Source organism: Desertimonas flava (assembly GCF_003426815.1).
Lineage (GTDB): Bacteria > Actinomycetota > Acidimicrobiia > Acidimicrobiales > Ilumatobacteraceae > Desertimonas > Desertimonas flava.
Genome location: NZ_QKYK01000040.1, coordinates 1 through 24,052, shown reverse-complemented (window position 1 = coordinate 24,052; position 24,052 = coordinate 1). Strand labels below are relative to the sequence as shown.

The window sequence follows — 24,052 nt, the reverse complement described above, 5'->3', positions numbered from 1 at the left end:
CAAACCACCCGGTCGTCACGGCCGGACTTCAATCCCGGCCGAGGAGGCCGGCTGGAAACAGGGGGAACCATGAGAGGAAAGCTCCGCTTCGGCGTCGTCGCCGCAGCAGCCGTCTTGGCCGGCTCGACCGCCACCGCGTCGGCGCAGGCTCCAAGCAGTGCCGAGGGAGGCGACGTCACGATCGAGGTCGTGACCCACGGCCAGGCCTCCGATCCGTTCTGGTCGGTGTTCAAGCGTGGCGTCGACGACGCGGCCGCCCAGATGGGTGTGACCGCCAACTACTCGGCGCCGGCGTCGGGTGACATGGCCGAGATGGCCTCCCTCATCGACGCCGCGGTGGCCAAGGCGCCCGACGGCCTGGTCGTGTCGGTGCCGGACTTCGGTGCGCTCCAGGAGTCGCTGGCGGCGGCCCACGAGGCCGGCATCCCGATCATCACCGTCAACTCGGGCTCGGACAACTACCAGGAGATCGGGGCGATCACCCACGTCGGCCAGGACGAGTTCATCGCCGGTGAGGCTGCCGGTGCCCGCCTCGCCGAGGCCGGAGCCACCCATGTGCTCTGCGTGCACCACGAGGTCGGCAACCAGGGCCTCGACGCCCGGTGCGACGGGGCAGCGGCGGCGATCGAAGAGGCCGGCGGCACCCTCGAGGTGGTGCAGGTCGACCTCAACGACGCCGCCGGCATCACCAGCACGGTCAGCTCGACGCTGCAGGCCGACGACACGATCGACGCCGTCTTGGCCCTCGGGCCGACGGCTGCGTCGCCCGCGCTGGCCGCCCTCGACGAGCTCGGTGTGCTGGGTGAAATGACGATCGCCACGTTCGACCTCAGCGCCGACGTGATCCAGGCGATCGTCGACGGCAACATGCTGTTCGCCGTCGACCAGCAGCAGTACCTGCAGGGCTACCTGCCGATCGTCATGCTCAAGCTCTACGCCGACAACCTCAACACCGTCGGCGGCGGGCAGCCGGTGCTCACCGGTCCCGGGTTCGTCACGGCCGAGAACGCCGAGCAGGTCCAGCAGCTCACGGCGGACGGCTCCCGCTGACCCCGCCTGGGTGTGGGAGGGGCAAACCCCCTCCCACACCGGCGCAACTCGAGAGGAGATCACCGTGACCGTCGCACTTCCGGCACCGGGCGTTCGACCGAGGGACGAACGGCTCGGCCAGACGTCGATCGCCCGCAAGCTGCTCATCCGTCCCGAGTTCGGGGCCCTGGTGGGCGCCGTCGTCGTCTGGCTGTTGTTCTTCTCTCAGGCCCGCGGCACCTGGCTGTCCTGGCTCGGAACCGCCAACTACGTGGAGGTGTCGGCGCGTTACGGACTCACCGCACTGGCCGTCGCCCTGCTGATGATCGGGGGCGAGTTCGACCTGTCGGCCGGCGTGCTGACGGGAACGACGGGTATGTTCGCGGCGATCTTCGCCGTGCACAGCGGGATGCCTGTACCGCTCGCCGTGCTGCTGTCGTTGGCCATCGCCGCGGCGATCGGCTTCGCCAACGGCTTTATGGTGATCCGGTCTGGCCTGCCGAGCTTCATCGTCACGCTCGGCATGTTCTTCGCCCTCCAGGGCTTCAACCTCTGGTTGACCAAACGGGTCACCGGTGTGACGAACGTCGAGGGCATCCGAGAGGAGCCCGGCTTCGAGTTCGGGCGCTGGCTGTTCGCCTCGGATCTCTTCCACCTCGGCCGGGCGGCCTTCAAGGTGGCGATCCTGTGGTTCGTCGTGCTCGCCCTGGTGGGGGCGTTCGTCCTCACGAGGACGAGGGTGGGCAACTGGATCTTCGCCGTCGGCGGCAACAAGGACGCCGCCCGTATGGTCGGGGTGCCGGCCACTGCCACCAAGATCGGTCTGTTCATGGCCGTGTCGATCTGCGGCTGGCTGCGCGGCATGGTCTATCTCTTCGACACCGGCCGCTCGAACGTCACCGAAGGTGTCGGGGTGGAGTTCTACTTCATCATCGCCTGCGTGTTGGGCGGCTGCCTGTTGAGCGGCGGCCTCGGCTCGGTGATCGGCGCCGCCCTCGGCTGCCTGATCCTCGGCATGACGCAGCAGGGCATCCCGCTGGCCGGCTGGGACAACAACCTGTACTACCTGTTCCTCGGCATCATCCTCCTCATCGCGGCGTTCTCGAACGAGGCGATCCGGCGCTGGGCGCGCACAGCCTCGAAGCCGCCACCGTCCGACGTCGAGGCGTCGGCGAAGGAGGGAGCCCAAATGGCGGCGGCCACCCAGGCGATGGTCCGCGAGGGAGAGCTGCCGTGACCGGCATCGCGATCGAGGAAGGACTGGTGCAGCCCGTGGGCCGTGACGTGGGCGTCGATGGGGGACACGCACTGATCGAGCTGCAGCGCGTGTCGAAGTTCTTCGGGAACGTCTTGGCGCTGCAGAACGTGACCACCAGCGTGCGCGCCGGCGAGGTGACGTGCGTGCTCGGCGACAACGGCGCCGGCAAGTCGACGTTCATCAAGATCCTCGCCGGCGTGCACGGTCACGACCAGGGAACGTTCCTGATGGAAGGACGCGAGGTGCACTTCCACTCGCCTCGCGAGGCGAAGGCGGCCGGCATCGCCACCGTGTACCAGGACCTGGCGCTGGCCCCGCTGATGTCGATCTGGCGCAACTTCTGGCTCGGCTCCGAGCCCACCCGCTTCGGCATGATCGACATGCGCAGGGCCAAGCGGATCGCCGTCGAGGAGATGGCCAAGATGGGCATCGACGTGCGCGACCCCGAGCAACCCGTCGGCACGTTGTCGGGCGGCGAGCGGCAGTGCGTGGCGATCGCCCGGGCCGTGTACTTCGGGGCCAAGGTGCTGATCCTCGACGAGCCGACCGCCGCCCTCGGCGTGAAGCAGTCGGGCGTCGTGTTGCGGTACATCGTCGCCGCGCGCGACCGTGGCCTCGGCGTGATCTTCATCACCCACAACCCGCACCACGCCTACCCGGTGGGCGACCGCTTCGTCATCCTCAAGCGCGGCCAGAGCCTCGGCAACTTCGCCAAGAGCGAGATCACCCGTGACGAGTTGACGGCGCTGATGGCCGGCGGCGCCGAGCTCGAGGAGCTCAGCCACGAGATCGAGTCCGTCGTCGCACCCGACGCCCTCTGACGATGGTCGCGCCCGAAGTCCTCACGATCGGCCGGGTCAGCGTCGATCTCTACGCCGACGAGCCGGGCGCGGCGTTCACCGATCCCCAGCACTTCTCCAAGTCGATCGGCGGGACGGCGACCAACGTCGCGGTCGCCGCCGCCCGCCTCGGTCACCGGGCCGCGGTGCTCACCAAGGTCGGTGCCGACCCGTTCGGCGACTACGTCGTGGCGAAGCTGGAGTCTTTCGGCGTCGACACCCGGTTCGTCGGGCGGCACGCGCGCCTGCGCACCCCCCTGGCCTTCGCCGCGCTGACACCGCCCGAGGACCCCGAACTGCTCTTCTACCGCGAGCCGTCGGCGCCCGACATGCAGCTCGAGATCGGTGACGTCGATGACGACACGATCCGCGACGTCGACGTGCTGTGGCTCGCCGGATCGGCGCTCGCCGACGACCCGGCTCGGCACACGATCGTCGAGATCACGCGGACCCGCGCCCTCCGCCGCCACACGGTGCTCGACCTCGACTACCGGGCGCCCCTGTGGACCAGCGAGCGTGAGGCGTCGGCCGTGATTGGCCGGGCGCTCGTGATCGCCACGGTGGTGCTCGGCAACCGCGCCGAGTGCCGAGTCGCCGTGGGAACGGACGATCCCGACGACGCGGCGACGGCGATCCTCGAGCACGACCAGATCGAGCTCGCCGTGGTCAAGATGGGCGGCGACGGCGTGCTGGTGGCCACGCGTGACGGCCGCACGGTGGTGCCGCCGCGACCGGTGAAGGTGGTGTGCGGCCTCGGTGCCGGCGACGCGTTCGGAGGCGCGCTCGTGCACGGTCTGCTGCTCGGCTGGCCACCGGTGCGGACCGTGGAGTTCGCCAATGCCGCCGGGGCGATCGTGGCCGGCCGGCTGCTGTGCGCCGACGCCATGCCCACGCTCGACGAGATCACCGCCGTGATCGAGGGAGGGACTCCATGAGACCGCTGCTGACCGACGAGCAGTTCGCCACGCTGGTCGACGTGCGCGTCGAGGATCCGGGGAGGATCGCCGCCGCGATGGCCGCCCGGCGGCGGCGTGAACGGATGACGGTCGACGGCGCCCTGTTCATCGTCGCCGCCGACCACACCGCGCGCGGCATGATCGGCGTGCCCGGCGACCCGCACGCGATGGTCGATCGTCGATCGATGCTCGACCGCCTGCTGCTGGCGATGCGGAACCCCCGCGTGGACGGCGTGCTGGCCAGTGCGGACATCCTCGAGGACCTCGTCGTGCTCGGTGCGCTGGACGATCGGGTGGCGGTGGGCACGATGAACCGTGGCGGGCTGGCCGGTGCCAGCTGGGAGCTGGACGACCGCTTCACCGCGTACGACGCCGACCACCTCGCGCGGTCCAACCTCGACGCCGGCAAGATGCTGCTGCGCATCGATCCCGACGACGCCGGGACGGTGCCGACGCTGGCCGCCTGCGCGGCCGCGGTCGGCGAGCTCAACGATCGCCGCATGCTGGCGATGGTCGAGCCGATCCCGTACACCAAGGACGCCGCCGGCAAGGCCGTGTGGGCCGGCGACCCCGACGCCCTCCTGCAGGCGGTCGGCGTGTGCGCCGGGCTGTCGGGCTCGTCGGCCTACACCTGGTTGAAGATCCAGGCCACGGCGGACATCGCGGCGGTGGCGGCGATGACCACGCAGCCGCTGTTGATCCTCGGTGGATCGCCGGGACCGGATCCCGACGCCACGTTCGCATCGTGGGCCCGCGCGTTGGCCGAGCCGACGGTTCGCGGGCTCGTCGTCGGCCGCGCCCTGCTGTATCCCGCCGACGGCGACGTCGAGTCCGCCGTCGCCCGGGCCGCCGATCTGGTGACCGCCTCCACGTCCCGGCGGGTGCCGGCATGACCGCGCAGCCCCGCTTGCTCGGCCGCGTCGACACGGTCACGCCCGAGCTCGCCGGCTGGACCTACAGCGGCCTGCGGATCGCCACGCTGCAACCGGGCGAAGCGGTCACCTGCACCACAGGTGACGAGGAGCTGGCGGTGTTGCCGCTGTCGGGCGGCCCGGTCGTCGTCGAGGTGGAAGGCCGCCGGTTCGACCTGGAGGGACGATCCTCGGTCTTCGCGCGGGTGACCGACTGGGCGTACCTGCCGATCGATGCCGAGGTGCGGTTGTCGGCACCGTCGGGTGCCGAGGTCGCCCTACCCTCGGCCCGGGCCACGCGACGATTCGAACCCGCGCACGTCGCCGCCGGCGACGTCTCGGTCGAGGTGCGCGGCGCCGGCCCGGCCACGCGGCAGGTCACCAACTTCATGTCGCCCGACGCGTTCGACGGTGCCGACAAGCTGATGTGCGTCGAGCTGCTGACGCCGGACGGGAACTGGTCGAGCTATCCACCGCATCGCCACGACGACAGCGCCGAGTGCCCGGTCAACAACGAGGAGATCTACTACTTCCGGATCGGCCGACTCGACGGGTCGGGCCGCACCGACTACGCCCCCGACGGCTTCGCCATGCATCGCACGTACACCGACGAGGTCGACGTCAACGTCGCCGTGCATGACGGCGACGTGTTCGTGATCCCACGCGGCTACCACGGGCCCTGCGTCGCCTCGCCGGGGTATCCGCTCTACTACCTCAACGTCCTCGCCGGCCCCGGCGGCGAGCGATCGATGGCGTTCTGCGACGATCCCGCCCACCACTGGGTGCGCGACACGTGGTCGTCGATGCCGAGCGACCCCCGCTGCCCGATGACCTCGGCCGCCGGCCCGGTGACCGCATGACGGCGACGGCGACGGCGACGCGACGCCGCCTCGGGATCGGCACGGTCGGGCTGGGCTGGATGGGACAGGCCCACAGCCGCAGCTTCCGGCGCATCCCGGCGCTGTTTCCCGACCGGACCTACGAGCCCGAACTGGTCGTCTGTGCCGATCCCGTGGCCGAGCGCCGCGAGTGGGCCGTGTCGGGGTTCGGGTTCGCGTCGGCGACCGACGACTGGCGGCGGGTCGTCGACGACTCCGCGGTCGACGTCGTCGTCATCACCGCGCCCAACATGCTCCACGTCGACATCGCCGTGGCGGCGGCCGCCGCCGGCAAGGCGGTGTTCTGCGAGAAGCCCGTCGGCGGCACGCCGGCCCAGGCACGCACCGCCGCCCACGCGGCAGCGGCAGCCGGCGTCACCACCGGCGTCGGGTACAACTACCGCTGGGCCCCGCTGGTGCAGCACGCCGCTGAGCTGATCCGATCGGGCCGGATTGGCACCGTCACCAACTATCGCGGCCGCTTCCTGTCCTGTTACGGCGCCGACCCGCTCGGCTCGCTCAGCTGGCGCTACCTCGTCGATGAGGGCGGCTACGGCGTCACGTCCGATCTGCTCAGCCACACGATCGACCTGGCCCACTTCCTCGTCGGCCCGATCACCGAGGTGGTCGGGCTGGGGGAGACGTTCGTCCGCGAGCGTCCGCTGCCTGCTCTCGCCGGCCTGCGTGGCCGTGGAACGCAATCGGGCACGCACTACGACCGTGGCGTCGCCGGAGGTCCCACCGGTGCGGTGACCAACGAGGACTGGTTCGGTGCCATCGCCCGGTTCGAGTCCGGAGCCGTCGGGACGTTCGAGACCTCGCGCACGATGGTGGGGCCCGAGAGCCAGAACGCCTTCGAGGTGCACGGCACCGGCGGGTCGCTGGCCTGGAACCTCGAGCGCATGAACGAGCTGCAGGTCTACCTGGCCGACTCGCCGGCCACGGGGTACACGACCGTGTTCGGCGGCGAGGCCTATGGCCATCACGGCGCCTTCGTGCCGGGACGGGCGAACCCGATCGGGTTCGAGGATCTCGTGACGATCGAGGACCACCACTTCGCCACTGCGGTGGCGGCTGGTGCGCCGTTCGACCCTGGTTTCGACGCGGCGGTCGCCTACGTCGACGTGCAGGAGGCGTTGTTGCACTCGTGGGACACCCGGACGTGGGAGAAGGTGACGACGACATGACGGTGATGACGACGGCGGACGCGATGGTGCGCTTCCTGATCGCCCAGCGGACGATGATCGACGGACGCGAGGAGCCGCTCGTGCCGGGCGTGTTCGCCATCTTCGGGCACGGGAACGTCACCTGTCTCGGCCCGGCCCTACACGCTGCCGGCGACGCCCTCCCCACCTGGCGGGGCCAGAACGAGCAGGGCATGGCCCTCGCCGCCATCGGCTACGCCAAGGCGATGCGCCGCCGCCAGTTCATGGTGGCCACCACGTCGATCGGGCCCGGCGCGCTGAACCTCGTCACTGCGGCCGGCGTGGCGATGGCCAACCGCCTGCCCGTGCTGCTGCTCTCGGGCGACACGTTCCAGAGCCGGTTCCCCGATCCGGTGCTGCAGCAGGTCGAGCGCTTCGGCGAGCCGTCGACGACGGTCAACGACGCCTTCCGGCCGGTCGTGCGCTACTGGGACCGGATCACCCGGCCCGAGCAGGTGATCACGTCGTTGCCCCAGGCGGTCGCCACGCTGCTCGATCCCGCCGACTGCGGGCCGGCGTTCGTCGGCCTGCCCCAGGACGTGCAGGCCGAGACGTTCGACTTCCCCGACCGGCTGTTCGACCCGGTCGTGCACCAGATCGCCCGGCCCCGCGCCGACCGCGGGCAGGTCGCCGCGGCCGCCGCGCTCCTCCGGAACGCGGGGCGCCCGCTCCTCGTCGCCGGCGGCGGTGTGCACTACTCGCTGGCTGAGGCCGAGCTGGCGGACTTCGCCGAGCGGCACGGCATCCCCGTCGTCGAGACGGTGGCCGGCAAGTCCAGCCTCGTCGCCGGTCATCCGAGCTACGCCGGGCCCATCGGCGTGATCGGCGCCGAGGGGGCCAACGCGCTCGCGGCCGAGGCCGACGTGGTGATCGCCGTGGGGACCCGCCTCGGCGACTTCGCCACCGGCTCCTGGTCCGTGTTCGGCAACCCGCAGATGCGTCTCATCGGCATCAACACCGCCCGTTTCGACGCCGACAAGCACCTCGGTGCACCCGTGGTGGGCGACGCCCGTGAGGTACTGGCCGAGATTGGTGCCGCACTCGGCGAGTGGCGGGCTCCGGCGGCGTGGTCCGCGCGGACGGTGCCCGCGGCCTCGGCGCTCGGGGCGTACCTCGACGAGATCGGCTCGCCCACCGCCACGTCGCCGTCGGGACTGCCGACGTACGCCCAGGTGATCGCGGCGATCGGAGCGCTCGCCACCGCCGACGACTACGTGTTGACCGCGTCGGGAGGCTTCCCCGGTGAGCTCAACGCCGGCTGGCGATCGCAGGCCGTCGCCACGTTCGACTGCGAGTACGGCTTCTCGTGCATGGGCTACGAGATCTCTGGCGGCTGGGGCGCGGCGATGGCCCGGGCGCAGCTGACGCCGGACGGGGACACCGTCGTGTTCGTCGGTGACGGGTCGTACCTCATGCTCAACTCCGACCTCTACTCGTCGGTGTTCGCCGGCCACAAGATGATCGTCGTGGTGTGCGACAACGGGGGGTTCGCCGTGATCGACCGGCTGCAGGTGAACCAGGGAGGCGAGTCGTTCAACAACCTGTTCGCCGACTCCCGGCACGCCGGCGACGAGCCCCCGCGGGTGGACTTCGTCGCCCATGCCGCGTCGCTCGGGTGCGTCGCCCGCCGGGCGACCACGATCGCCGAGCTGAGCGACGCCTTCGTCGCGGCCCGCGACGACGACCGCACGTCGGTCATCGTCATCGAGACCGATCCGCACACGTGGACCGAGGGCGGAGCGTGGTGGGAGGTCGGTGTGCCCGAGGTGTCCGGCGTCCCCGGCATCGTCGCGGCCCGCGAGGCGATGGACGCCGCCAAGCAGACGCAGCGCAAGGGCATCTGATGAGCGTTCGCGTCGCGGTCCTCGGCTGCGGGCGGATCGGGAGGATGCACGCCGAGATGCTCGCCCGCCGCGTCGGGGGGGCCGAGCTGGCCGGGGTGTACGACATCGTCACCGAGCTCGCCACCGAGATGGCCGCGCGGTTGGACGTGCCACAAGCCGGTTCGGTCGACGAGCTGTACGACCGGGGCGTCGATGCCGTGGCCATCTGCACCAGCACCGACACCCACGCCGATCTGATCGCCGGGGCCGCCGCTTTGGGTGTCGCGGTGTTCTGCGAGAAGCCGATCTCGCTGTCGCTCGATGACGTCGATCGGGCGCTGGCGGCCGTCGATGCCGCTGGGACGTTGCTCCATGTCGGGTTCAACCGTCGCTTCGACCCGTCGCACCAGGCGGTGCGTGACGCCGCGGCTCGGGGGGAGCTCGGTGACCTGCACCTCGTCCGCATCACCAGCCGCGATCCGGCCCCTCCGCCGATCGAGTACGTGCGGCGGTCCGGTGGCCTGTTCTGTGACATGACGATCCACGACTTCGACATGGCGCGCTACGTCACGGGCAGCGAGGTCGTGTCGGTGTTCGCCACGGGCGCTGCGCTCGTCGACGCGGCGATCGGCGCGGCCGGCGACATCGACACCGCCGCCATCGTGCTGCGCCACGAGTCGGGTTGCCTCACCACGATCGACAACAGCCGCCGGGCGGTGTACGGCTACGACCAGCGGGTCGAGGCGTTCGGCTCGTCCGGCGTGGCCGCGTCGGACAATCCGCCGGTCAACACCACGTGGCGTCGCGACGCCACGGGCCTGGCCGGCCCACCCATCGGCACGTTCTTCCTCGAGCGCTACGAGCAGTCGTACCTGCGCCAGTGGGCGGCGTTCGTCGCCGCCGTCCGCGATGGCGGGCCGTCACCGGTGCCGGGCGGTGATGGGCGGGCTCCCCTGGTCGTCGCTCTCGCCGCCGCCGAGTCGCTGGCGACCGGCGCGACCGTCGCCGTCTGACCCGACACACGCTCGGCTACCGTTCCGCCATGACGAATCGACCGGGGGCGCTGGCGGGGATCGGCAACACGCCGATCGTGCGCTTGGAGAAGCTGGTCCCGCCCGGAGCGGCCGAGGTCTGGGTCAAGCTCGAGGCGGCGAACCCGACCGGCTCCTACAAGGACCGGATGGCCCTGGCAATGATGGAGGGGGCGGAGTCGCGAGGCGATCTCCGGCCAGGAGACACCGTGGTCGAGTACACCGGTGGCTCGACGGGAAGCTCACTGGCGCTCGTCTGTTCGGTGAAGGGATACCGGCTGCGCATCGTCACGTCGAACGCCTTCGCGCAAGAGAAGCTGCGCACGATGGCCGCGTTCGGCGCCGAACTCGACATCATCGACAGCCCCGACGGCATCCATCCGGGCCTGATCCCGGCGATGCGGGCCCGAGCGGCCGAGATCCTCGCGAGCGAGGGCGGGTACGCCACCGACCAGTTCCACAACCGTGACGCGCTCGTCGGCTATCGGGGGATCGGACGCGAGGCCATCGATCAAATCGACGGGCGGATCGACGCCGTGTGCGTGTACGTGGGTGTCGGCGGGTGCCTCGTCGGCACGTCGGAGGGAATCGCCACGCGGTGGCCCGACGCACGCCGAGTCGCCGTCGAGCCGGCCGAGTCGGCGGTGCTCTCCGGAGGTGCACCCGGCACGCACCGGATCGAGGGTGGTGGCGTCGGCTTCGTCCCGCCGCACCTCCAGCCCGACCAGCAGGGGACCGTTCCGTTCGACGAGGTCGTCGCGGTGTCGACCGCCGATGCCTTCGAGATGGCCCGCCGCGCGGCTGACGAGGAGGGGATCTGGGGCGGGCCCTCCGGCGGCGCCAACCTCGTTGCCGCCGTCCGCGTCGCCGAGCGGCTCGGGCCCGGTCGGCGGGTACTCACCGTGCAACCCGACTCGGGCATGAAGTACCTCAACGGCGACCTCTACACCTGACGAACGCGAGCGGCGCATGGACCAGGGGTCGGGACGCGGGACGAAGGGTACGACTCCCGCGAGCGTCAGGATCGGCGGGAGGGGGACCGTCACCTCATCCTCGTATCTGGATCGACAGCAGTTCGCCGGCGAGGGTGACGACGTAGGCCGTACCGTCGACCAACTCCAATGACGTGGGCCGGTCGAGCACGATCTCGGCGCCGGCCGAGTCCGAGACCGGCGTCATCGTCCCGTCGGAACCGACGATCACGAGCCGACCGGTGTCGGGCTCGGCGGGCGAGCCTTCCTGGACGTCGTCCCACGCTCCCTGCGACAGGGCGTACAGCTGCTCGCCGTCAGCCTCGACATCGACGATCATGCTCGCCCCGCTCGCGACGGTCGACGGTTCGGCAGCGCTGTCCGCAGGCAGCTCGAGCACCTGGCCATCCTCGGGGAGGTGGGGGAGCGGTCCGGCCAGCCCGACGAAGACCGTGTCGTGAGCGCTGGCGAGGCCCGTCGGCACGACATTGCCGAACGTGGCGATCTCGTCGACCGCGCCGTCGAGTCCGACCCGCAGCACACGGTTGTGATGGCCGTCGGTGACGAGGAAGCCGTCAGGGGTCGGCTGCAGGGCGTACTGGACCCCGGTCGTGATGAAGAAGTCGGTGGTCGGGGGATGCTCGACCGACCACGCACCGATGTCGGCCACCACGCTGAACGTCCCGTCGTCGTCGAGGCGGTAGATGCCGACGACGTCGTCGCCGATGGGGTCGCCGTCCACGATGTCGCCACCGACCATCGTGACGAGCACGTAGGCGGTGTCGTCGATGAACGCGACGTCCATCGCCCCGCCGATGCCGAGGACCTGGGGTGGAAGACCGCTCCCCACACGCGTGACCGTCCCGGTCGCCGGATCGATGCGTTCCACGGTGCCGGCGTTCCCATCCGTGACGTAGATCGCGCCGTCCGGTCCGATCGCACTGCCCGATCCCAGCCCGCTTCCGAACGTCGCCACCGTCGCCACATCCGGTGATGCCGCCGGTTCGGGCGGGGGAGCTGTCGTCTGGACCGCCCGTGCAGGCGTCAACGCCAGTCCGGAGATCGCCAGCAGTGCCACCGGTCCACGACGGGCGGTAGTGGTGGCCGAGAAGTGCCTGAACCGAGTCATGCGTTCGAACGTACGGAGATCGTCGGTGGCACGCATGACCACATCGAGCCTTTGGCTCCGGCCGCAGCGAACGGCGCATAGCGAGACCTGACTATGCCGACTCAGCCCGTGTCGAGGGCCGACACACCCGCCGGGCACGTCGCCGACTCGGCGAGCCACGCCTCGTGGGCCAGGCGCAGCTCGTCGGGCATGCGGAGGAGGTGGCGCCGGGCCACGTCCGGTACCCGCCGCCGGACGACGTAGCCGGTGGAGCAGTGATGGGCGAGCCCGAACATCACGCAGCGGTGGAACGCCTTGGCGAAGGGGCTCGACTGACCCCGGCTGTAGGTGAGCCCGAGCGACTGCGCCGTGACCGCGAGGTCGAGGATGTAGCCGTCGGGATGCTCGTCGAATCCGTCGACGAGCCGGCGCAACAGCCAGGTGGCGGTCGGTCCGAGCGTGGACAGCCAGAAGCGCTCGACGTAGCTCGAACGCGGATCGTGGCCGGACTCGTCGACGACCGGATCGATCCACGGGGTGATCGTGACGCAGTCGGGAGCCGCCGCCAGCGGGCCCTGCGGCTCTGGCGCGGCGGGTTGCTCGCCCGGGGCGAGGGGACGGCGGGTCGGGGGTGGGGGAATGGCGAGGCGCCGCCCGCCGGTCGGCGCGCTCGCGGTGATCGATGGGGTTGGCTGCATGGCTCCTCCGTCGGACTGGTCGTTCGGAGGGGGATGCCCGGTTGCCTCCCCGGGGCGCGGCGGGGGTGGCAAAACGGAAAAGAAATCTGCGTGGTGCGCGGTTCAGGTGAGTTGGGGCTGCCGGGTGGCGGCGAATCGGGCGGAGAACTCGCCGACGTCCACGAGCGCTTGCTTCAACGCCGCTTCGGCGTCGGCGGTCGCCATGTTCGGGTGGAACCCGAACGTCGAGACCTCGCTGATGCCGGCCCACTCGAGCCACCCTTGGAAGTAGTCGTGCAGATGGTTGGCGCCGAACTCGGGTCCTCGGCCTGGCCCCCACACGGCACTCGTCGTGATGACCGCGGCCCGCTTGCCCGACAACAGGCCCGTGTAGCCGGCCTCCGGGTCGAACGTGAACAGCCGTCCGGGCTGGGAGACGACGTCGATGAACTGCTTGAGGATGTACGGCACGGTCATGTTCCACATCGGCACGCTGAACAGATACGTGTCGGCGCGTTCGAACCGGTCGAACGCGGCGAGCGCCGCCTCCCACGCGGCGGCCTCGTCGCCGGTTGGCGTCCGTCCGGCGATCACCGTCATCTTCGATGCCGCGGCGGCGGGCCCGAAGGCCGGCAAGGTGCCGTCCCACAGGTCCCACGTCTCGATCTCGACGTCGGGGTTCGCCGCGGCCACCCCATCGAGGAACGAGCGGGCGAGGGTGAGGGTCACGGACGCCTCGCTGCGAGGCGAGGCGGAGATGTGCAGAAGTCGGTTCACGACGGTTCCTTTCGGATGGATATCGGATCGATATCGGAGGAGTGTAAGCGGACTGAAGTCCGCTTTGGTACCATAACGGACCACAGTCCGCTTATCAACCAGGAGTTGCCATGCCCGACACCGCCGACGGCTCACCCGTCGACTTCGTGACGGCCGGTGCCCGGCGGGGGCGACAGCGCGCGGATGCCGCACGGAACCGCGAGCGTGTGCTCGCCGCCGCCGAGGAGCTGTTCGCCGAGCTCGGCGTGGGCGCGGTCACGATGGATGCCGTCGCCGCTCGGGCCGGCGTCGGCAAGGGCACCCTCTACCGCGGGTTCGGCGACAAGGGCGGCCTCGCCGTCGCCCTGCTGGACGCTCGCGAGCGCGAGTTGCAGGAGCGGCTGCTGAGCGGCCGGAAGCCGTTCGACCGGCGAACGCCGCCGGCCCACCGCCTGGAGGCCTTCGTCGTCGCCTACCTCCGGCTGGCCGTCGCCCAGCTCGACCTGCTGCTCATGTCCGAGACCAACGCACCGCTCGCCCGTCAGAGCACCGGCGTCCACGGGGCATGGGTGCTGTACTGCACGAGCCTGCTCGCCGAAGGCGGCGCGCCCGACCCCGACCTGCGGGCCGAAGCACTGCTGGCCATGCTCTCGGCCGAGCAGGTGGCGTTCTGGGTGCGCAACGAACAGCGCAGCCTGGCCGATCTGGAGCGGTCGCTGAGCACCGTCGCCCGCCTGCTGTGCAACTGAGTCCGCCGGCACCGATCGACCGACGAGACTGGGGGCATGACCGACGCCGACGACCGTGACGACGCCGCGCTGACCCACGACATCGGCAGGGTCGCCGGGTGGATCGACGAGGCCGAGCGCGTCGTCGTGCTCACGGGCGCGGGGATCAGCACCGATTCGGGGATTCCCGACTTCCGCGGCCCCAAGGGCGTGTGGACCCGGAACCCGGCGGCCGAGAAGACAGCGACGTTGCAGAACTATCTCGCCGATCCCGAGGTGCGGCGCATGGCGTGGCTCGATCGACTCGACTCGCCGGCCTGGACGGCGGAGCCGAACAGCGGTCATCGGGCGATCGTCCGGCTGCAGCGACGCAGCAAGCTCCTCGCCGTCGTCACCCAGAACGTCGACGAGTTGCACCAGGAGGCCGGCAACGATCCCGATCGGGTGATCGAGGTGCACGGCACCATGCGGTGGACACGCTGCTGGTCGTGCGGCGACCGCCGGCCGATGATCGAGACACTCGCCCGGGTCCGGGCCGGGGAGGCCGACCCGCCGTGCCTGGTCTGCGGTGGTGTGCTCAAGAGCGACACGATCAGCTTCGGCCAGCAGCTGGTGGAGGAGGTGATCGACCGGGCCTTCGAGGTGAGCCGGAAGTGCGACGTGATGCTCGCCGTCGGCTCCACCCTGAGCGTCTACCCGGCGGCCAGCTGCGTGCCGATCGCCGCCCGGGCCGGCGCCCGCATCGCCATCGTCAACGCCCAGCCGACCGAGATGGATCTCGTGGCCGACGCGGTCCTGCGCGGTCAGATCGGCGAGATCCTGCCGCGTCTGGTCGGGTGATCAAGCCTCCGACGGTGCCGGGGGGTCGAGCTGCAGATACAGGTCCGTCAACCGTGCTCGCCACGAGAGGTTGCGCTCGGCCGACTCCGGCTCGACCGCTGATCCGGTCACGAACCAGTCGTACATCGTGCGGCCGGCCTCCTGCCCCGCGCGGGTGTGGACGCACCGAGCCTCGTCGGGGATGTCCGGCGCGGCGTCGGTCAGCAATGCGACCTGGACGATCTCGCTGTGCACCGGGTCCTTGATGCACAACGCCAGATAGCCGGCGGCCTGGGCCGCGAACAGCAGGCGGTCCACGGAACCGGCCGGCGCCTCCGCCGCGCCGCAGCGCAGCGCCCACACGACCGACGCCGCCTCCGGTGTTCCCATCCCCACGTCCTCGGCGGCGATCGCCATCAGGCGGCTCCACAGCAGTTCGTCGTGCGCGTCGTCGGTGCGGGCGAGCTCGAGCGCGCACAACACCGCCTGTTCGCGCCGCCCCCGCCGCACGTGCTTCTGGAGGGCCGAACGCACCTCGTCGCTCGGCAGCCCGTGGATGGTCGTGCGCGTCGTCCACGGATCGGACGAATGGTGCGGCACGGGCCGCGTCCAGCTCATCGCAGCACCGCCTCGGGGACGAGGCGCAGCGGGAGGTGGTGGACCACCCCGAAGCCATTGATGTCGAGCTCGGCGCCGGGTAGCAGTTCGGCGGCGGGGGCCCGCCGGACGAGCCCGCCGACGATCTCGGTGACCTCCATGCGGCCGAGCGAGGCGCCGAGGCAGTAGTGGCGACCGAGCCCGAACGAGAGCTGGCCCGGTTGGGTGGCGCGGCCGAGCCGGAACGTCGCCGGTTCGTCGAACACGTCGGGATCGCGGTGGGTCGCGGGCACGCGGAGCGTGACGAACGTGCCGGTGTCGACGTCGACGCCGCCCACCGTCGTGGGCGCCGTGGCCACCTTGACGATCGTGCGGATCGAGGGCTCGAGTCGGCCACACTCCTCGACGGCCGGGGCGATCAGGTCGGGATGGTCGTGCAGCAGCCTCCAGACGGCGGGGTGCTCGGCGAGCACCTTGAGCGCCAGCGCTGCGGTGGCGGCGGTGTTGTCGACCGCCGCGCTCACCAGCTCCTCGAGCAGGCAGAGGTCGTCACCGGGGTCCAGCGAGCCGTTGGCCACGCCGTGCTGCAGCATCGTCGTCAGGTCGTCCCCCGGCTGACGCCGGGCCCGCGCGGCGACCTCGGCCACATAGTCGGCGAGGCGTACCCTCGCCGCGGCGATCGTCGGTCCGTGGCGCGGGTCAGCGGCGAACACGAGCAGGAGGTCCTTGGACAGCTCGGCGACGAGTGCGGCATCGGCATCGGGCGCGCCGATCATCCAGCAGAACAGTCGGGCCGGAATGATGTCGGCGAGCTCGGTCATCGCGTCGAGCGGGCGTTGCTCCGCCAGGACGTCGTCGAGGATCTCGTCGACGAGGGCACGGGTCCGGTCGCGCAGCATGCCGACCCGGCGGGCCGAGAACCACGGGCTGACGGCCCGCCGCAGGCGCTGGTGTGGGGCGCCGTCGCTGTCGGTGAGCGACCGGCCGGGAACGCCCCACGCGGCGCCCGTTCCCTGCTGCTCGGCGACCACGCCGATCCCCGGGCGGAGGTGGGGGTCGTGGAACGCCGCTTCGGCGTCGCGGTACGAGAAGACCGACATCCCCAGGGGATCGCGAGCGACCCGTCCCGGGCGCAGCCGGTCGTAGACCGGGTACGGGTCGGCGAGGACGGCGGCGTCTCCGGGGTCGAAGGCGGGGAGCTCGACGAGCTGATCGGGCATCTGTCCAGCGTGGACGGACCACGTTTCCGGCCCGTTTCGGGGCGATGACGTGATCTTCACGACCCGGAAACCCGCCCGACACGGTGCTGATCCACGCTTGCCCGGATGACGGCGACGGAGCTCGACGCGGGGGCCACCGATCCGGCGACCACCGACCAGGGAACGCCGGCGAACGGCGACGCCGCGCAGGCACTGGGCATCGACGTGACCGGTCTCGCCAAACGATTCCGGATCGGTCGCGACGACGTGCAGGTGCTCGAGAGCTTCGATCTCGACGTCTCCGCCGGCTCGTTCGTCTCGCTGCTCGGACCGTCGGGTTGCGGCAAGTCCACCGTGTTGCGGATCCTCGCCGATCTCGAGACCCCGACGAGCGGGCGGGTGACGGTGCACGGCACGACGCCTGGCGTGTTGCGTGGTGCGGGTGGCATCGGCGTGGCGTTCCAGGAAGGGGCCCTGCTGCCGTGGCGGTCCGTGGTCGACAACATCCGCCTACCCCTGCAGGTCGCCCGGCGGCGCGGCGGCCGCCCAGTGGCGGACGGATCCGTCGCCGACCTCGTCGCCCTCGTGGGCCTGAAGGGCTTCGAGAAGGCCCGGCCCGCCCAGCTGTCGGGCGGCATGCGTCAACGCGTGGCGATCGCCAGAGCACTGGTGGTCGAACCCGATCTGCTCCTGCTCGACGAGCCGTTCGGCGCGCTCGACGAGATGACGCGCACCCGGCTCAACGTTGAGTTGCAGCGGATCTGGACCGAGCGGCGCTGCACGACCCTGATGGTCACCCACTCGATCGCCGAGGCGGTGTTCCTGTCGGACACCGTCGTCGTGATGAGCGGTCAGCCGAGCCGCGTCGTCGAGCGACTGGACATCGATCTGCCGCGGCCGCGCACGCCCGACGTGATGCGCACGCCGCACTTCCACGAACTCGTCGATCACCTCGCCGGCGTCCTGTATCGCGGGATGGATCAGTGACCGCTGCCGTCACCCCGCGCCCGGCGCGCCGCGCTGCGGGCAGCATCGTCCCGTCGATCGCCGGGTTCGGTGTCCTGCTCGCGGCGTGGGCCGTCGCCGCCGGGCTCGTGATGCGCTCGGAGACGGCACTTCCGGCGCCGTGGTCGGTGGCCCGGGCGATGGTCGACGACCTCGCGTTCTACGGACCGCACGTGCGCCAGACGCTCGGCGAGGCGGCGTGGGGGTATCTGTGGGGCGTCCTCGCCGCCCTCGTCGTCGGTGTCGTGTTCGTCCTCTTCGGCGTCGTCGAGCGCGTCGCCGTGCGCCTCGTCGTCGCCGTGTACTGCCTGCCGTTCGTGGCGACGGCACCGATCCTCCAGCTGATTCTGGGCGGCGACCGGGCGAAGATCGCCGTGGCCGCCCAGGCCGTCTTCTTCACCACCGTCGTCGGCGTGGTGCTCGGGCTCCGCTCGTCGGAACAGCTCCTGCTCGACGCCGTCCGGGTCAGCGGCGGGGGGCGTCTTCAACAGCTCGTGCGGGTCCGGGTGCGCTCGGCCGTGCCGTCGATCTTCGCCTCGCTCAAGGTCGCCGCCCCGGCCGCGCTCCTCGGGGCCGTCATCGGCGAGTTCATCGGCGGCCAGCGCGGGATCGGCGTGGCGATGATCGCCAGCCAGCAGGCGTTCGACGTGACCCGGACGTGGGGGTTGGCGATCCTCCTCACCGCTCTGTCGGCCTCGGCCTTCGTCGTCACCGGTTGGATCGGTCGCCGCCTCGCCCCGTGGGCGGCCACGTCGACGGGCGTCGCCGAGCCGGACACGACCACCGTGTCGTCGAGCGTGCCCCGTCGCGTCATCAGCGCGGCCGGATATCTGGCGCTGTCGGTCGGGCTCATCCTCGCCGTCTGGTGGGGCGCGATCCGCGTCTTCGACCTCAACTCCTTCTTCGCCAAGTCGCCCGGCGACGTCTGGTCGTTCCTCACCGATCCGTCGGAGGCCGACGCTCGCCGCGAGGTGTTCCGCGCCCTCGGCACGACCCTCCGCAACGCGACGCTCGGCCTCGCCGGCGGCGTGTCCGGCGCCGTCGTGCTCGCCGTGGCGGTAGCCGGCAACCGCGTCGTCCAGCAGGCGGTGATGCCGGTGGCGATCGGAGTCCGCTCGGTGCCCCTCGTGGCGATGACCCCGCTGGTCGCCCTCGTCGTCGGGCGGGGTCTGCTCTGTGTCCTGCTGATCGCCGGCATGGTGACGTTCTTCCCGACCCTGGTGCACGTGGTCGACGGGCTGCGCAACGCCCCACCTCTCGCGTCCGACGCCGTCAGATCGTTCGGCGGTGGGCCGGTGCAGCAGCTGTTCCGCGTGCGCCTGCCCTACGCCTTGCCGGCGCTGTTCGCGTCGATCCGCATCGCCGGGCCACAAGCGCTGATCGGCGCCACGCTCGCCGAGTGGCTGGCGACCGGCCAGGGCATCGGCAGCCACATGATGGTGGCCCTCGCGCTGTCCAGGTACACCGAGCTGTGGGCCTCGATCGCCCTGCTCACCGCGGCATCCCTCGCCGTCTACGGCATCGCCTCGAGCGTCGAGCGCACCGTCATCCGCCGCTTCCACGGCCGCCGATGACACCGACGCGCCCCACACCGACCACGTCCCCCCACCCACATCGTCACAGCAAGGAGATCGGAATGAAGCCCACCTTTGGACGCAGAGAGGTGATCCGGCGCGGCCTGCAGGTCGCTGGCGGGCTCGCCGTCGCCGGCCCGGCCGGCCGGCTCTTGTCAGGAGGCGTCGTCGCCGCCGGGAGCCGCCCGGCGAGCGGGGACCTCATCGCGGTGCCGTACCAGCTGTCGTGGCTGCCGACCACCGAGCACTGCGGCACCTACATCTCGATCACCGACGGCACGTTCGAGAGCCTCGGCCTCGCCGTGACCCCGATCCCCGGCGGTCCGACGACGCAGAACTCCGCCATCATCGTCGGCGGCCAGGCCCTCATCGGCGGCGACGGCGCCGAGAGCATCGGCGCCGCCCGCGTCGAGGGTGCGCCGGTGAAGATCTTCGGCGCCCGCCTGCAGAAGAACCCGATGTGCGTGATGAGCCTTGCCGACACGCCGATCACCACGCCCGAGGAGCTGATCGGCAAGACGATCGGCGTCGCCCAGGGCAACCAGCCGTCGTGGGACGTGTTCCTCCAGATCGTCGGCATCGACCCCGGTGACGTCAACGTCGTGCCCGTGCAGTTCGACCCGTCGCCGACCGCCAACGGCGAGGTCGACGGTCAGGTCGTGTTCGCCATCAACGAGCCCGGTCAGCTCCAGGTCCAGGGCTTCGACACCCATGTGCTGCTGATGGCCGACTACGGCTTCTCGATCTTCGCCGGCTGCTACTTCGCGACCGAGGAGACCATCGACTCCGAGTTCGACACGTTGGTCAACTTCCTCGCCGGCGAGCGGGCCGGGTTCATGACCAACCTCGCCGACCCGACGATCGGGCGAGACCTCACCGTCAACGAGTTCGGCGCCGATCTCGACCTCGACCCGGAGCAGCAGCTGTATCAGAGCCAGGCGCTGGCGACGGTGATGGTGACGCCGTGGACGACCGAGCACGGGCTGCTGTCGATGTCACCCAACGACATCGCCGCCAACATCGCCACCCTCGCCCTGGCCGGTGTCGAGGTGGGCGAGGATCTGTTCACGACGGCCGTCGTGGACGCCCTGCCGCCCCTGCCCATCGCGGCGCCGGGGACGCTGCCGGGATCGTCCGTGCCCGGTTCGTCGGTCCCTGGGACGGCGCCGTGACCGCCACGATGACCGCTCCGGCGACGACCACCACGGTGCTGGCCGGCGGCCGCGTCGTCGACCCTGCCTCGGGCACCGATGCCGTGCTCGACGTGGTGGTGACCGATGGCGTGGTCGCTGCGGTCGGGGCCGATCTCGCAGCCGGTCTGCCCGAGGCCGGCGTGGTCGACTGCGCCGGGCTGCTGGTGACGCCCGGCCTGATCGACCTGCACGTGCACATCATGGCCGGGCTCGGCAACTTCTGCGTCGAGCCCGATGAGGCCGGCGTCGATCGTGGCGTCCCCACGGTCGTCGACGGCGGCACGTCGGGCACGGCCACGTTCGACATCAGCAGGCGGGCCGTGATCGACCATCCCGACACCCGCACCAACGTGCTCGCCTTCATCGACGCCAACCAGCTCTACCTCGCCACCAAGGACTTCATCGCGCACCGCCTGCACATCGCCGACCACGAGGGCAACCTCGACCTCGACGAGCTGGCGGCATGCGCCGAACGCAACGCCGACGTCGTCGTCGGCTGCAAGGTGCGGGCGTGTCACACCGGCGATCCCCGCCACAGCCCCTTCCTCGACGGCGCCCACAAGGCCCTGCCCAACCTCCCGATCATGGTGCACCTCGGGCGCTTCCCCCACACGCCGGTCATCCCGCCCCGGACGTTGCTCGAGGCGCTGCGCACGGGCGACATCGTCACGCATGCGTTCCGTGGCGGCGGCGGGATGCGCGGGCCCGACGGCGACGTCGTGCCCGAGCTGCTCGACGCCGTCGACCGAGGTGTGATCCTCGACATCGGCCACAGCGGCACCGACTTCCGGTTCCGTGAGGCCCGCCAGCTGTTCGACCGCGGCATCATGCCCGACACGGCCTCGACCGACCTCAACCTGTTCAACGTCAACGGACCGGTGTTCTCGCTGACCGAGACGCTCACCAAGCTGCTCGCCCTCGAGATGTCGCTCATCGACGTCATCGCCACGGCGACGGTGAACCCGGCCGAGGCGATCAAGCGCAGCGACGTGCTCGGCGCGCTGGCACCGGGCCGTCGCGCCGACATCAGCGTCATGCGCCTGCTCGACGACGGCCCCTACCCGGTGAGCGACGGTCACGAGGTGGTCGACAGCCCGCTCGCCCTCGAGCCGGTCGGTTCGGTCCGGGCGGGGGAGTGGATCCCCGTGCCGGCGCGGGTGCCGTCGTATGCCGCCGACGGTTGGTCGTGGACGGCCCCGCCCGACGACCAGGACTGGTGACTCCGAGATAGTGCCAGGCACTATCTCGGGCGGGTTGATACCCGAGCGACTTGGTAGGCTTTCGGCATGGCGACGTTCCGTGATCTGCTGTCGGCGGCCAAGGCCACCATCTCCGAGGTCGACACCCAGGGCGCCGCCGACCGCATCGCGGCCGGCGCCGTCGTCCTCGACGTACGCGAACCCGACGAGTTCGACCAGGGTGCCCTGGCCGGTGCGATCCACATTCCCCGTGGCCACCTCGAGGCCCAGGTGGAGAGCCGCCTGACCGACAAGGACGCGCCGGTCGTCGTCTACTGCGCCGGCGGTGTGCGGTCGGCCTTCGCCGCGCGCACGCTGGGTGAGCTCGGCTACACCGACGTCGTGTCGATGGACGGTGGATTCGGCCGCTGGAAGGACGAAGGCCGGCCCTGGAAGACGCCGGTCACGCTGAGCGCCGACCAGAAGGTCCGCTATCAGCGCCACCTCCTGCTCCCCGAGGTCGGTGTGGAAGGCCAGGCCAAGCTGCTCGATTCGAAGGTGTTGCTGCTCGGCGCCGGCGGTCTCGGATCGCCGGCCGCTCTCTATCTGGCCGCCGCCGGTGTGGGCACCCTCGGCATCGTCGACATGGACGAGGTGGACGCCTCCAACCTGCAGCGCCAGATCCTCCACAACCTCGACCGCGTCGGCGACCGCAAGGTGGACTCGGCGAAGAAGACGCTCGTCGCCCTCAACCCCGACGTCAACGTCGTCACCTACGACACGCGCCTGTCGGCCGACAACATCGTCGAGATCATCTCGGGCTACGACATCATCATCGACGGCGCCGACAACTTCCCGTCCCGCTACCTGCTCAACGACGCCAGCGTGAAGCTCGGCATCCCCGTGGTGCACGGCTCGATCTTCCGCTTCGAGGGCATGGTCAGCGTGTTCCACCCGACCGCAGGACCGACGTACCGCGACATGGTCCCCGAGCCGCCGCCCGCCGAGCTGGCGCCGAGCTGCGCCGAAGCCGGGGTGCTCGGCGTGCTGCCTGGCATCGTCGGCTCGATCCAGGCGTTGGAGGCGATCAAGGTGCTGCTCGGTCTCGGTGAGCCGCTGATCGGGCGCATCCTCACCATCGATACCACCGACATGACGCTGCGCACGTTCAACCTGCGCCCCGATCCGGCGAACCAGGTCACCTACGCGAACCGCGACCGGATCCAGGTGCGTGACGTCGAGGGCCTGTGCGCGCCGTGGCTGGACGGGGACCACTGAGCTGTCCTGCCCCGCCGACCTCGGTGGGCCGCCGCGCCCTCCGGTGATGATCGCTGACGAACCGATCGGGCCGCACGACCGTCGAACAGACCATGAGCGCCCGATCTACCCCTCGTCCCGCCGCGCCCCGACCTCGTTCACGAGCCGGCTCGACCTTCCGTGACACCCTGATCATCGCCGGTGTCGCCGTCGCGGGCGTCGTCGGACTTGTGATCTGGGACGGCGGCGATCCACCGGCCGTGGCCGGCCCCGGCGGTACGGTTCCCGGCGGTCCGGGCGGCTCACTCACCGATCCCTCCCTCTCCGGGTCGGCCGGCATGTCGTCGGCCGAGAGCGACTCGCCTGTCGCCGCCGTGACCACCGCCCCTGCCGACGCTGCTGCGACCGCCGGACCCGCCGTGGCCGCCGCCGATCCGAGCTCAGCCGGAGGCGACGCCGCCGAGTACGAGGCCGCAGTCGGCATGCAGGATTCTCTGATCGCTCTGTTGCCTGTACCGGCCGGAGCGACCGAGGTCCCGCCCGACGGTGCCGGGATCCGCACGTGGACCGTGCCCGGGACCGACTGGCAGGCGGTACGCGACGCCTACCTTCCTGCCCTCATCGGTGCCGGGTACACGTTCGTCCTGACCGAGGCGATCGACGACGGCACGGGCGTGGGTGAGCTGTACGCGCTCAGCCACTCGTCGGGTGCGACCCTCGAGCTTGGCGTCGGCTTGGCCGACGGTCAGTCGATCGTGGAGGTGACGCGGCGATGAGCACACAGCAGCCCGGCTGGTACCCCGACCCGCTCCGGCATGCCGATCGTCGCTGGTTCGACGGCACGAACTGGACCGCCAACGTGCTCGACACCGCCGGGCGACAAGGCGTCGACCAACTCGCCGGATCGGCGGCCGCGCCGCTCGAGGCAGGGACCAGCGCCGGCCCGCCACCGCCACCGTCGTCCACCGGCGCGGCCGACTGGGGCGGGCCTGGCGGCGGGACCTGGGCCGACGCTGGCTGGCGGGCCCCGGCCCGCGACCTGCCGGCCGTGGCAGCACCC

General features: G+C 71.0%; 24 protein-coding genes. 19 read left to right on the top strand and 5 right to left on the bottom strand.

Annotated elements, in window-relative coordinates; all coding sequences use genetic code 11:
• The first annotated feature begins 69 nt into the window (after window positions 1-69).
• From DN771_RS26490 to DN771_RS26445, 10 genes are all read left to right on the top strand, one after another.
• Complete coding sequence (locus tag DN771_RS26490; protein WP_117000583.1) at window positions 70-1,050, top strand: sugar ABC transporter substrate-binding protein; 981 nt, start codon at window positions 70-72, stop codon at window positions 1,048-1,050.
• A gap of 64 nt (window positions 1,051-1,114) precedes the next feature.
• The gene (locus DN771_RS26485; protein ID WP_117000582.1) at window positions 1,115-2,266 is read left to right on the top strand and encodes an ABC transporter permease; all 1,152 of its coding nucleotides are present in this window, start codon (window positions 1,115-1,117) and stop codon (window positions 2,264-2,266) included.
• A gap of 47 nt (window positions 2,267-2,313) precedes the next feature.
• Complete coding sequence (locus tag DN771_RS26480) at window positions 2,314-3,108, top strand: ATP-binding cassette domain-containing protein (protein ID WP_117000601.1); 795 nt, start codon at window positions 2,314-2,316, stop codon at window positions 3,106-3,108.
• Between the two features lie 2 nt (window positions 3,109-3,110).
• Window positions 3,111-4,061 (top strand): 5-dehydro-2-deoxygluconokinase, encoded by a 951-nt coding sequence (iolC, locus tag DN771_RS26475; protein WP_117000581.1) that lies wholly within the window; start codon window positions 3,111-3,113, stop codon window positions 4,059-4,061.
• A complete protein-coding gene (locus DN771_RS26470) occupies window positions 4,058-4,975 on the top strand; it encodes a Cgl0159 family (beta/alpha)8-fold protein (RefSeq protein WP_117000580.1) in 918 nt (305 codons plus the stop codon). Before iolC ends, DN771_RS26470 begins: the two co-directional genes overlap by 4 nt.
• On the top strand, window positions 4,972-5,853 hold the full coding sequence (gene iolB, locus DN771_RS26465) for a 5-deoxy-glucuronate isomerase (RefSeq protein WP_117000579.1): 882 nt from the start codon (window positions 4,972-4,974) through the stop codon (window positions 5,851-5,853). The genes DN771_RS26470 and iolB overlap by 4 nt, the downstream gene beginning before the upstream one ends.
• Window positions 5,787-7,058 carry a Gfo/Idh/MocA family protein gene (locus DN771_RS26460; RefSeq protein ID WP_117000578.1) on the top strand — a complete coding sequence of 424 codons (1,272 nt, stop codon included), beginning with the start codon at window positions 5,787-5,789 and terminating at the stop codon, window positions 7,056-7,058. The genes iolB and DN771_RS26460 overlap by 67 nt, the downstream gene beginning before the upstream one ends.
• The gene (gene iolD, locus DN771_RS26455; RefSeq protein WP_117000577.1) at window positions 7,055-8,920 is read left to right on the top strand and encodes a 3D-(3,5/4)-trihydroxycyclohexane-1,2-dione acylhydrolase (decyclizing); all 1,866 of its coding nucleotides are present in this window, start codon (window positions 7,055-7,057) and stop codon (window positions 8,918-8,920) included. Before DN771_RS26460 ends, iolD begins: the two co-directional genes overlap by 4 nt.
• A complete protein-coding gene (gene iolG / locus DN771_RS26450) occupies window positions 8,920-9,912 on the top strand; it encodes an inositol 2-dehydrogenase (protein WP_117000576.1) in 993 nt (330 codons plus the stop codon). The genes iolD and iolG overlap by 1 nt, the downstream gene beginning before the upstream one ends.
• Before the next feature lie 29 nt (window positions 9,913-9,941).
• Complete coding sequence (locus tag DN771_RS26445; protein WP_117000575.1) at window positions 9,942-10,883, top strand: PLP-dependent cysteine synthase family protein; 942 nt, start codon at window positions 9,942-9,944, stop codon at window positions 10,881-10,883.
• Between the two features lie 94 nt (window positions 10,884-10,977).
• Here DN771_RS26445 and DN771_RS26440 read toward each other — a convergent pair whose 3' ends face one another.
• The 3 genes from DN771_RS26440 to DN771_RS26430 all read right to left on the bottom strand — a co-directional run bounded on the left by DN771_RS26440 (window position 10,978) and on the right by DN771_RS26430 (window position 13,463).
• Window positions 10,978-12,030, bottom strand: a complete 1,053-nt coding sequence (locus tag DN771_RS26440) for a ScyD/ScyE family protein (protein ID WP_162942444.1) — start codon at window positions 12,028-12,030, stop codon at window positions 10,978-10,980.
• A 101-nt stretch (window positions 12,031-12,131) separates the two neighbouring features.
• The gene (locus DN771_RS26435; RefSeq protein ID WP_117000573.1) at window positions 12,132-12,707 is read right to left on the bottom strand and encodes a hypothetical protein; all 576 of its coding nucleotides are present in this window, start codon (window positions 12,705-12,707) and stop codon (window positions 12,132-12,134) included.
• A 102-nt stretch (window positions 12,708-12,809) separates the two neighbouring features.
• Complete coding sequence (locus DN771_RS26430) at window positions 12,810-13,463, bottom strand: FMN-dependent NADH-azoreductase (protein WP_117000572.1); 654 nt, start codon at window positions 13,461-13,463, stop codon at window positions 12,810-12,812.
• A 110-nt stretch (window positions 13,464-13,573) separates the two neighbouring features.
• Here DN771_RS26430 and DN771_RS26425 point away from each other — a divergent pair, with 110 nt between their 5' ends.
• Both DN771_RS26425 and DN771_RS26420 read left to right on the top strand, forming a co-directional pair.
• Window positions 13,574-14,191, top strand: coding sequence for a TetR/AcrR family transcriptional regulator (locus DN771_RS26425; protein WP_117000571.1), 618 nt, complete (start codon window positions 13,574-13,576; stop codon window positions 14,189-14,191).
• Between the two features lie 36 nt (window positions 14,192-14,227).
• On the top strand, window positions 14,228-15,010 hold the full coding sequence (locus DN771_RS26420; RefSeq protein ID WP_117000570.1) for an SIR2 family NAD-dependent protein deacylase: 783 nt from the start codon (window positions 14,228-14,230) through the stop codon (window positions 15,008-15,010).
• Here the strand turns inward: DN771_RS26420 and DN771_RS26415 are convergent, their stop codons facing one another.
• Window positions 15,011-15,607: an AAA family ATPase gene (locus tag DN771_RS26415; RefSeq protein WP_117000569.1), complete on the bottom strand. Its 597-nt coding sequence runs from the start codon at window positions 15,605-15,607 to the stop codon at window positions 15,011-15,013.
• The gene (locus tag DN771_RS26410; protein WP_117000568.1) at window positions 15,604-16,806 is read right to left on the bottom strand and encodes a cytochrome P450; all 1,203 of its coding nucleotides are present in this window, start codon (window positions 16,804-16,806) and stop codon (window positions 15,604-15,606) included. Before DN771_RS26410 ends, DN771_RS26415 begins: the two co-directional genes overlap by 4 nt.
• A gap of 105 nt (window positions 16,807-16,911) precedes the next feature.
• Here DN771_RS26410 and DN771_RS26405 point away from each other — a divergent pair, with 105 nt between their 5' ends.
• From DN771_RS26405 to DN771_RS26375, 7 genes are all read left to right on the top strand, one after another.
• Window positions 16,912-17,772 carry an ABC transporter ATP-binding protein gene (locus DN771_RS26405; RefSeq protein ID WP_117000567.1) on the top strand — a complete coding sequence of 287 codons (861 nt, stop codon included), beginning with the start codon at window positions 16,912-16,914 and terminating at the stop codon, window positions 17,770-17,772.
• Window positions 17,769-19,364 (top strand): ABC transporter permease, encoded by a 1,596-nt coding sequence (locus DN771_RS26400; RefSeq protein ID WP_117000566.1) that lies wholly within the window; start codon window positions 17,769-17,771, stop codon window positions 19,362-19,364. Before DN771_RS26405 ends, DN771_RS26400 begins: the two co-directional genes overlap by 4 nt.
• Before the next feature lie 62 nt (window positions 19,365-19,426).
• Window positions 19,427-20,536 (top strand): ABC transporter substrate-binding protein, encoded by a 1,110-nt coding sequence (locus tag DN771_RS26395; protein WP_162942443.1) that lies wholly within the window; start codon window positions 19,427-19,429, stop codon window positions 20,534-20,536.
• Window positions 20,533-21,777 (top strand): amidohydrolase family protein, encoded by a 1,245-nt coding sequence (locus DN771_RS26390; RefSeq protein WP_205528787.1) that lies wholly within the window; start codon window positions 20,533-20,535, stop codon window positions 21,775-21,777. Before DN771_RS26395 ends, DN771_RS26390 begins: the two co-directional genes overlap by 4 nt.
• A gap of 66 nt (window positions 21,778-21,843) precedes the next feature.
• A complete protein-coding gene (gene moeB, locus DN771_RS26385; protein ID WP_117000564.1) occupies window positions 21,844-23,013 on the top strand; it encodes a molybdopterin-synthase adenylyltransferase MoeB in 1,170 nt (389 codons plus the stop codon).
• 92 nt (window positions 23,014-23,105) lie between these two features.
• A complete protein-coding gene (locus tag DN771_RS26380; RefSeq protein WP_162942442.1) occupies window positions 23,106-23,768 on the top strand; it encodes a hypothetical protein in 663 nt (220 codons plus the stop codon).
• Window positions 23,765-24,052 (top strand): DUF2510 domain-containing protein (locus DN771_RS26375; protein ID WP_117000562.1); only part of this gene is annotated, 288 nt, incomplete at its 3' end. The genes DN771_RS26380 and DN771_RS26375, both read left to right, overlap by 4 nt.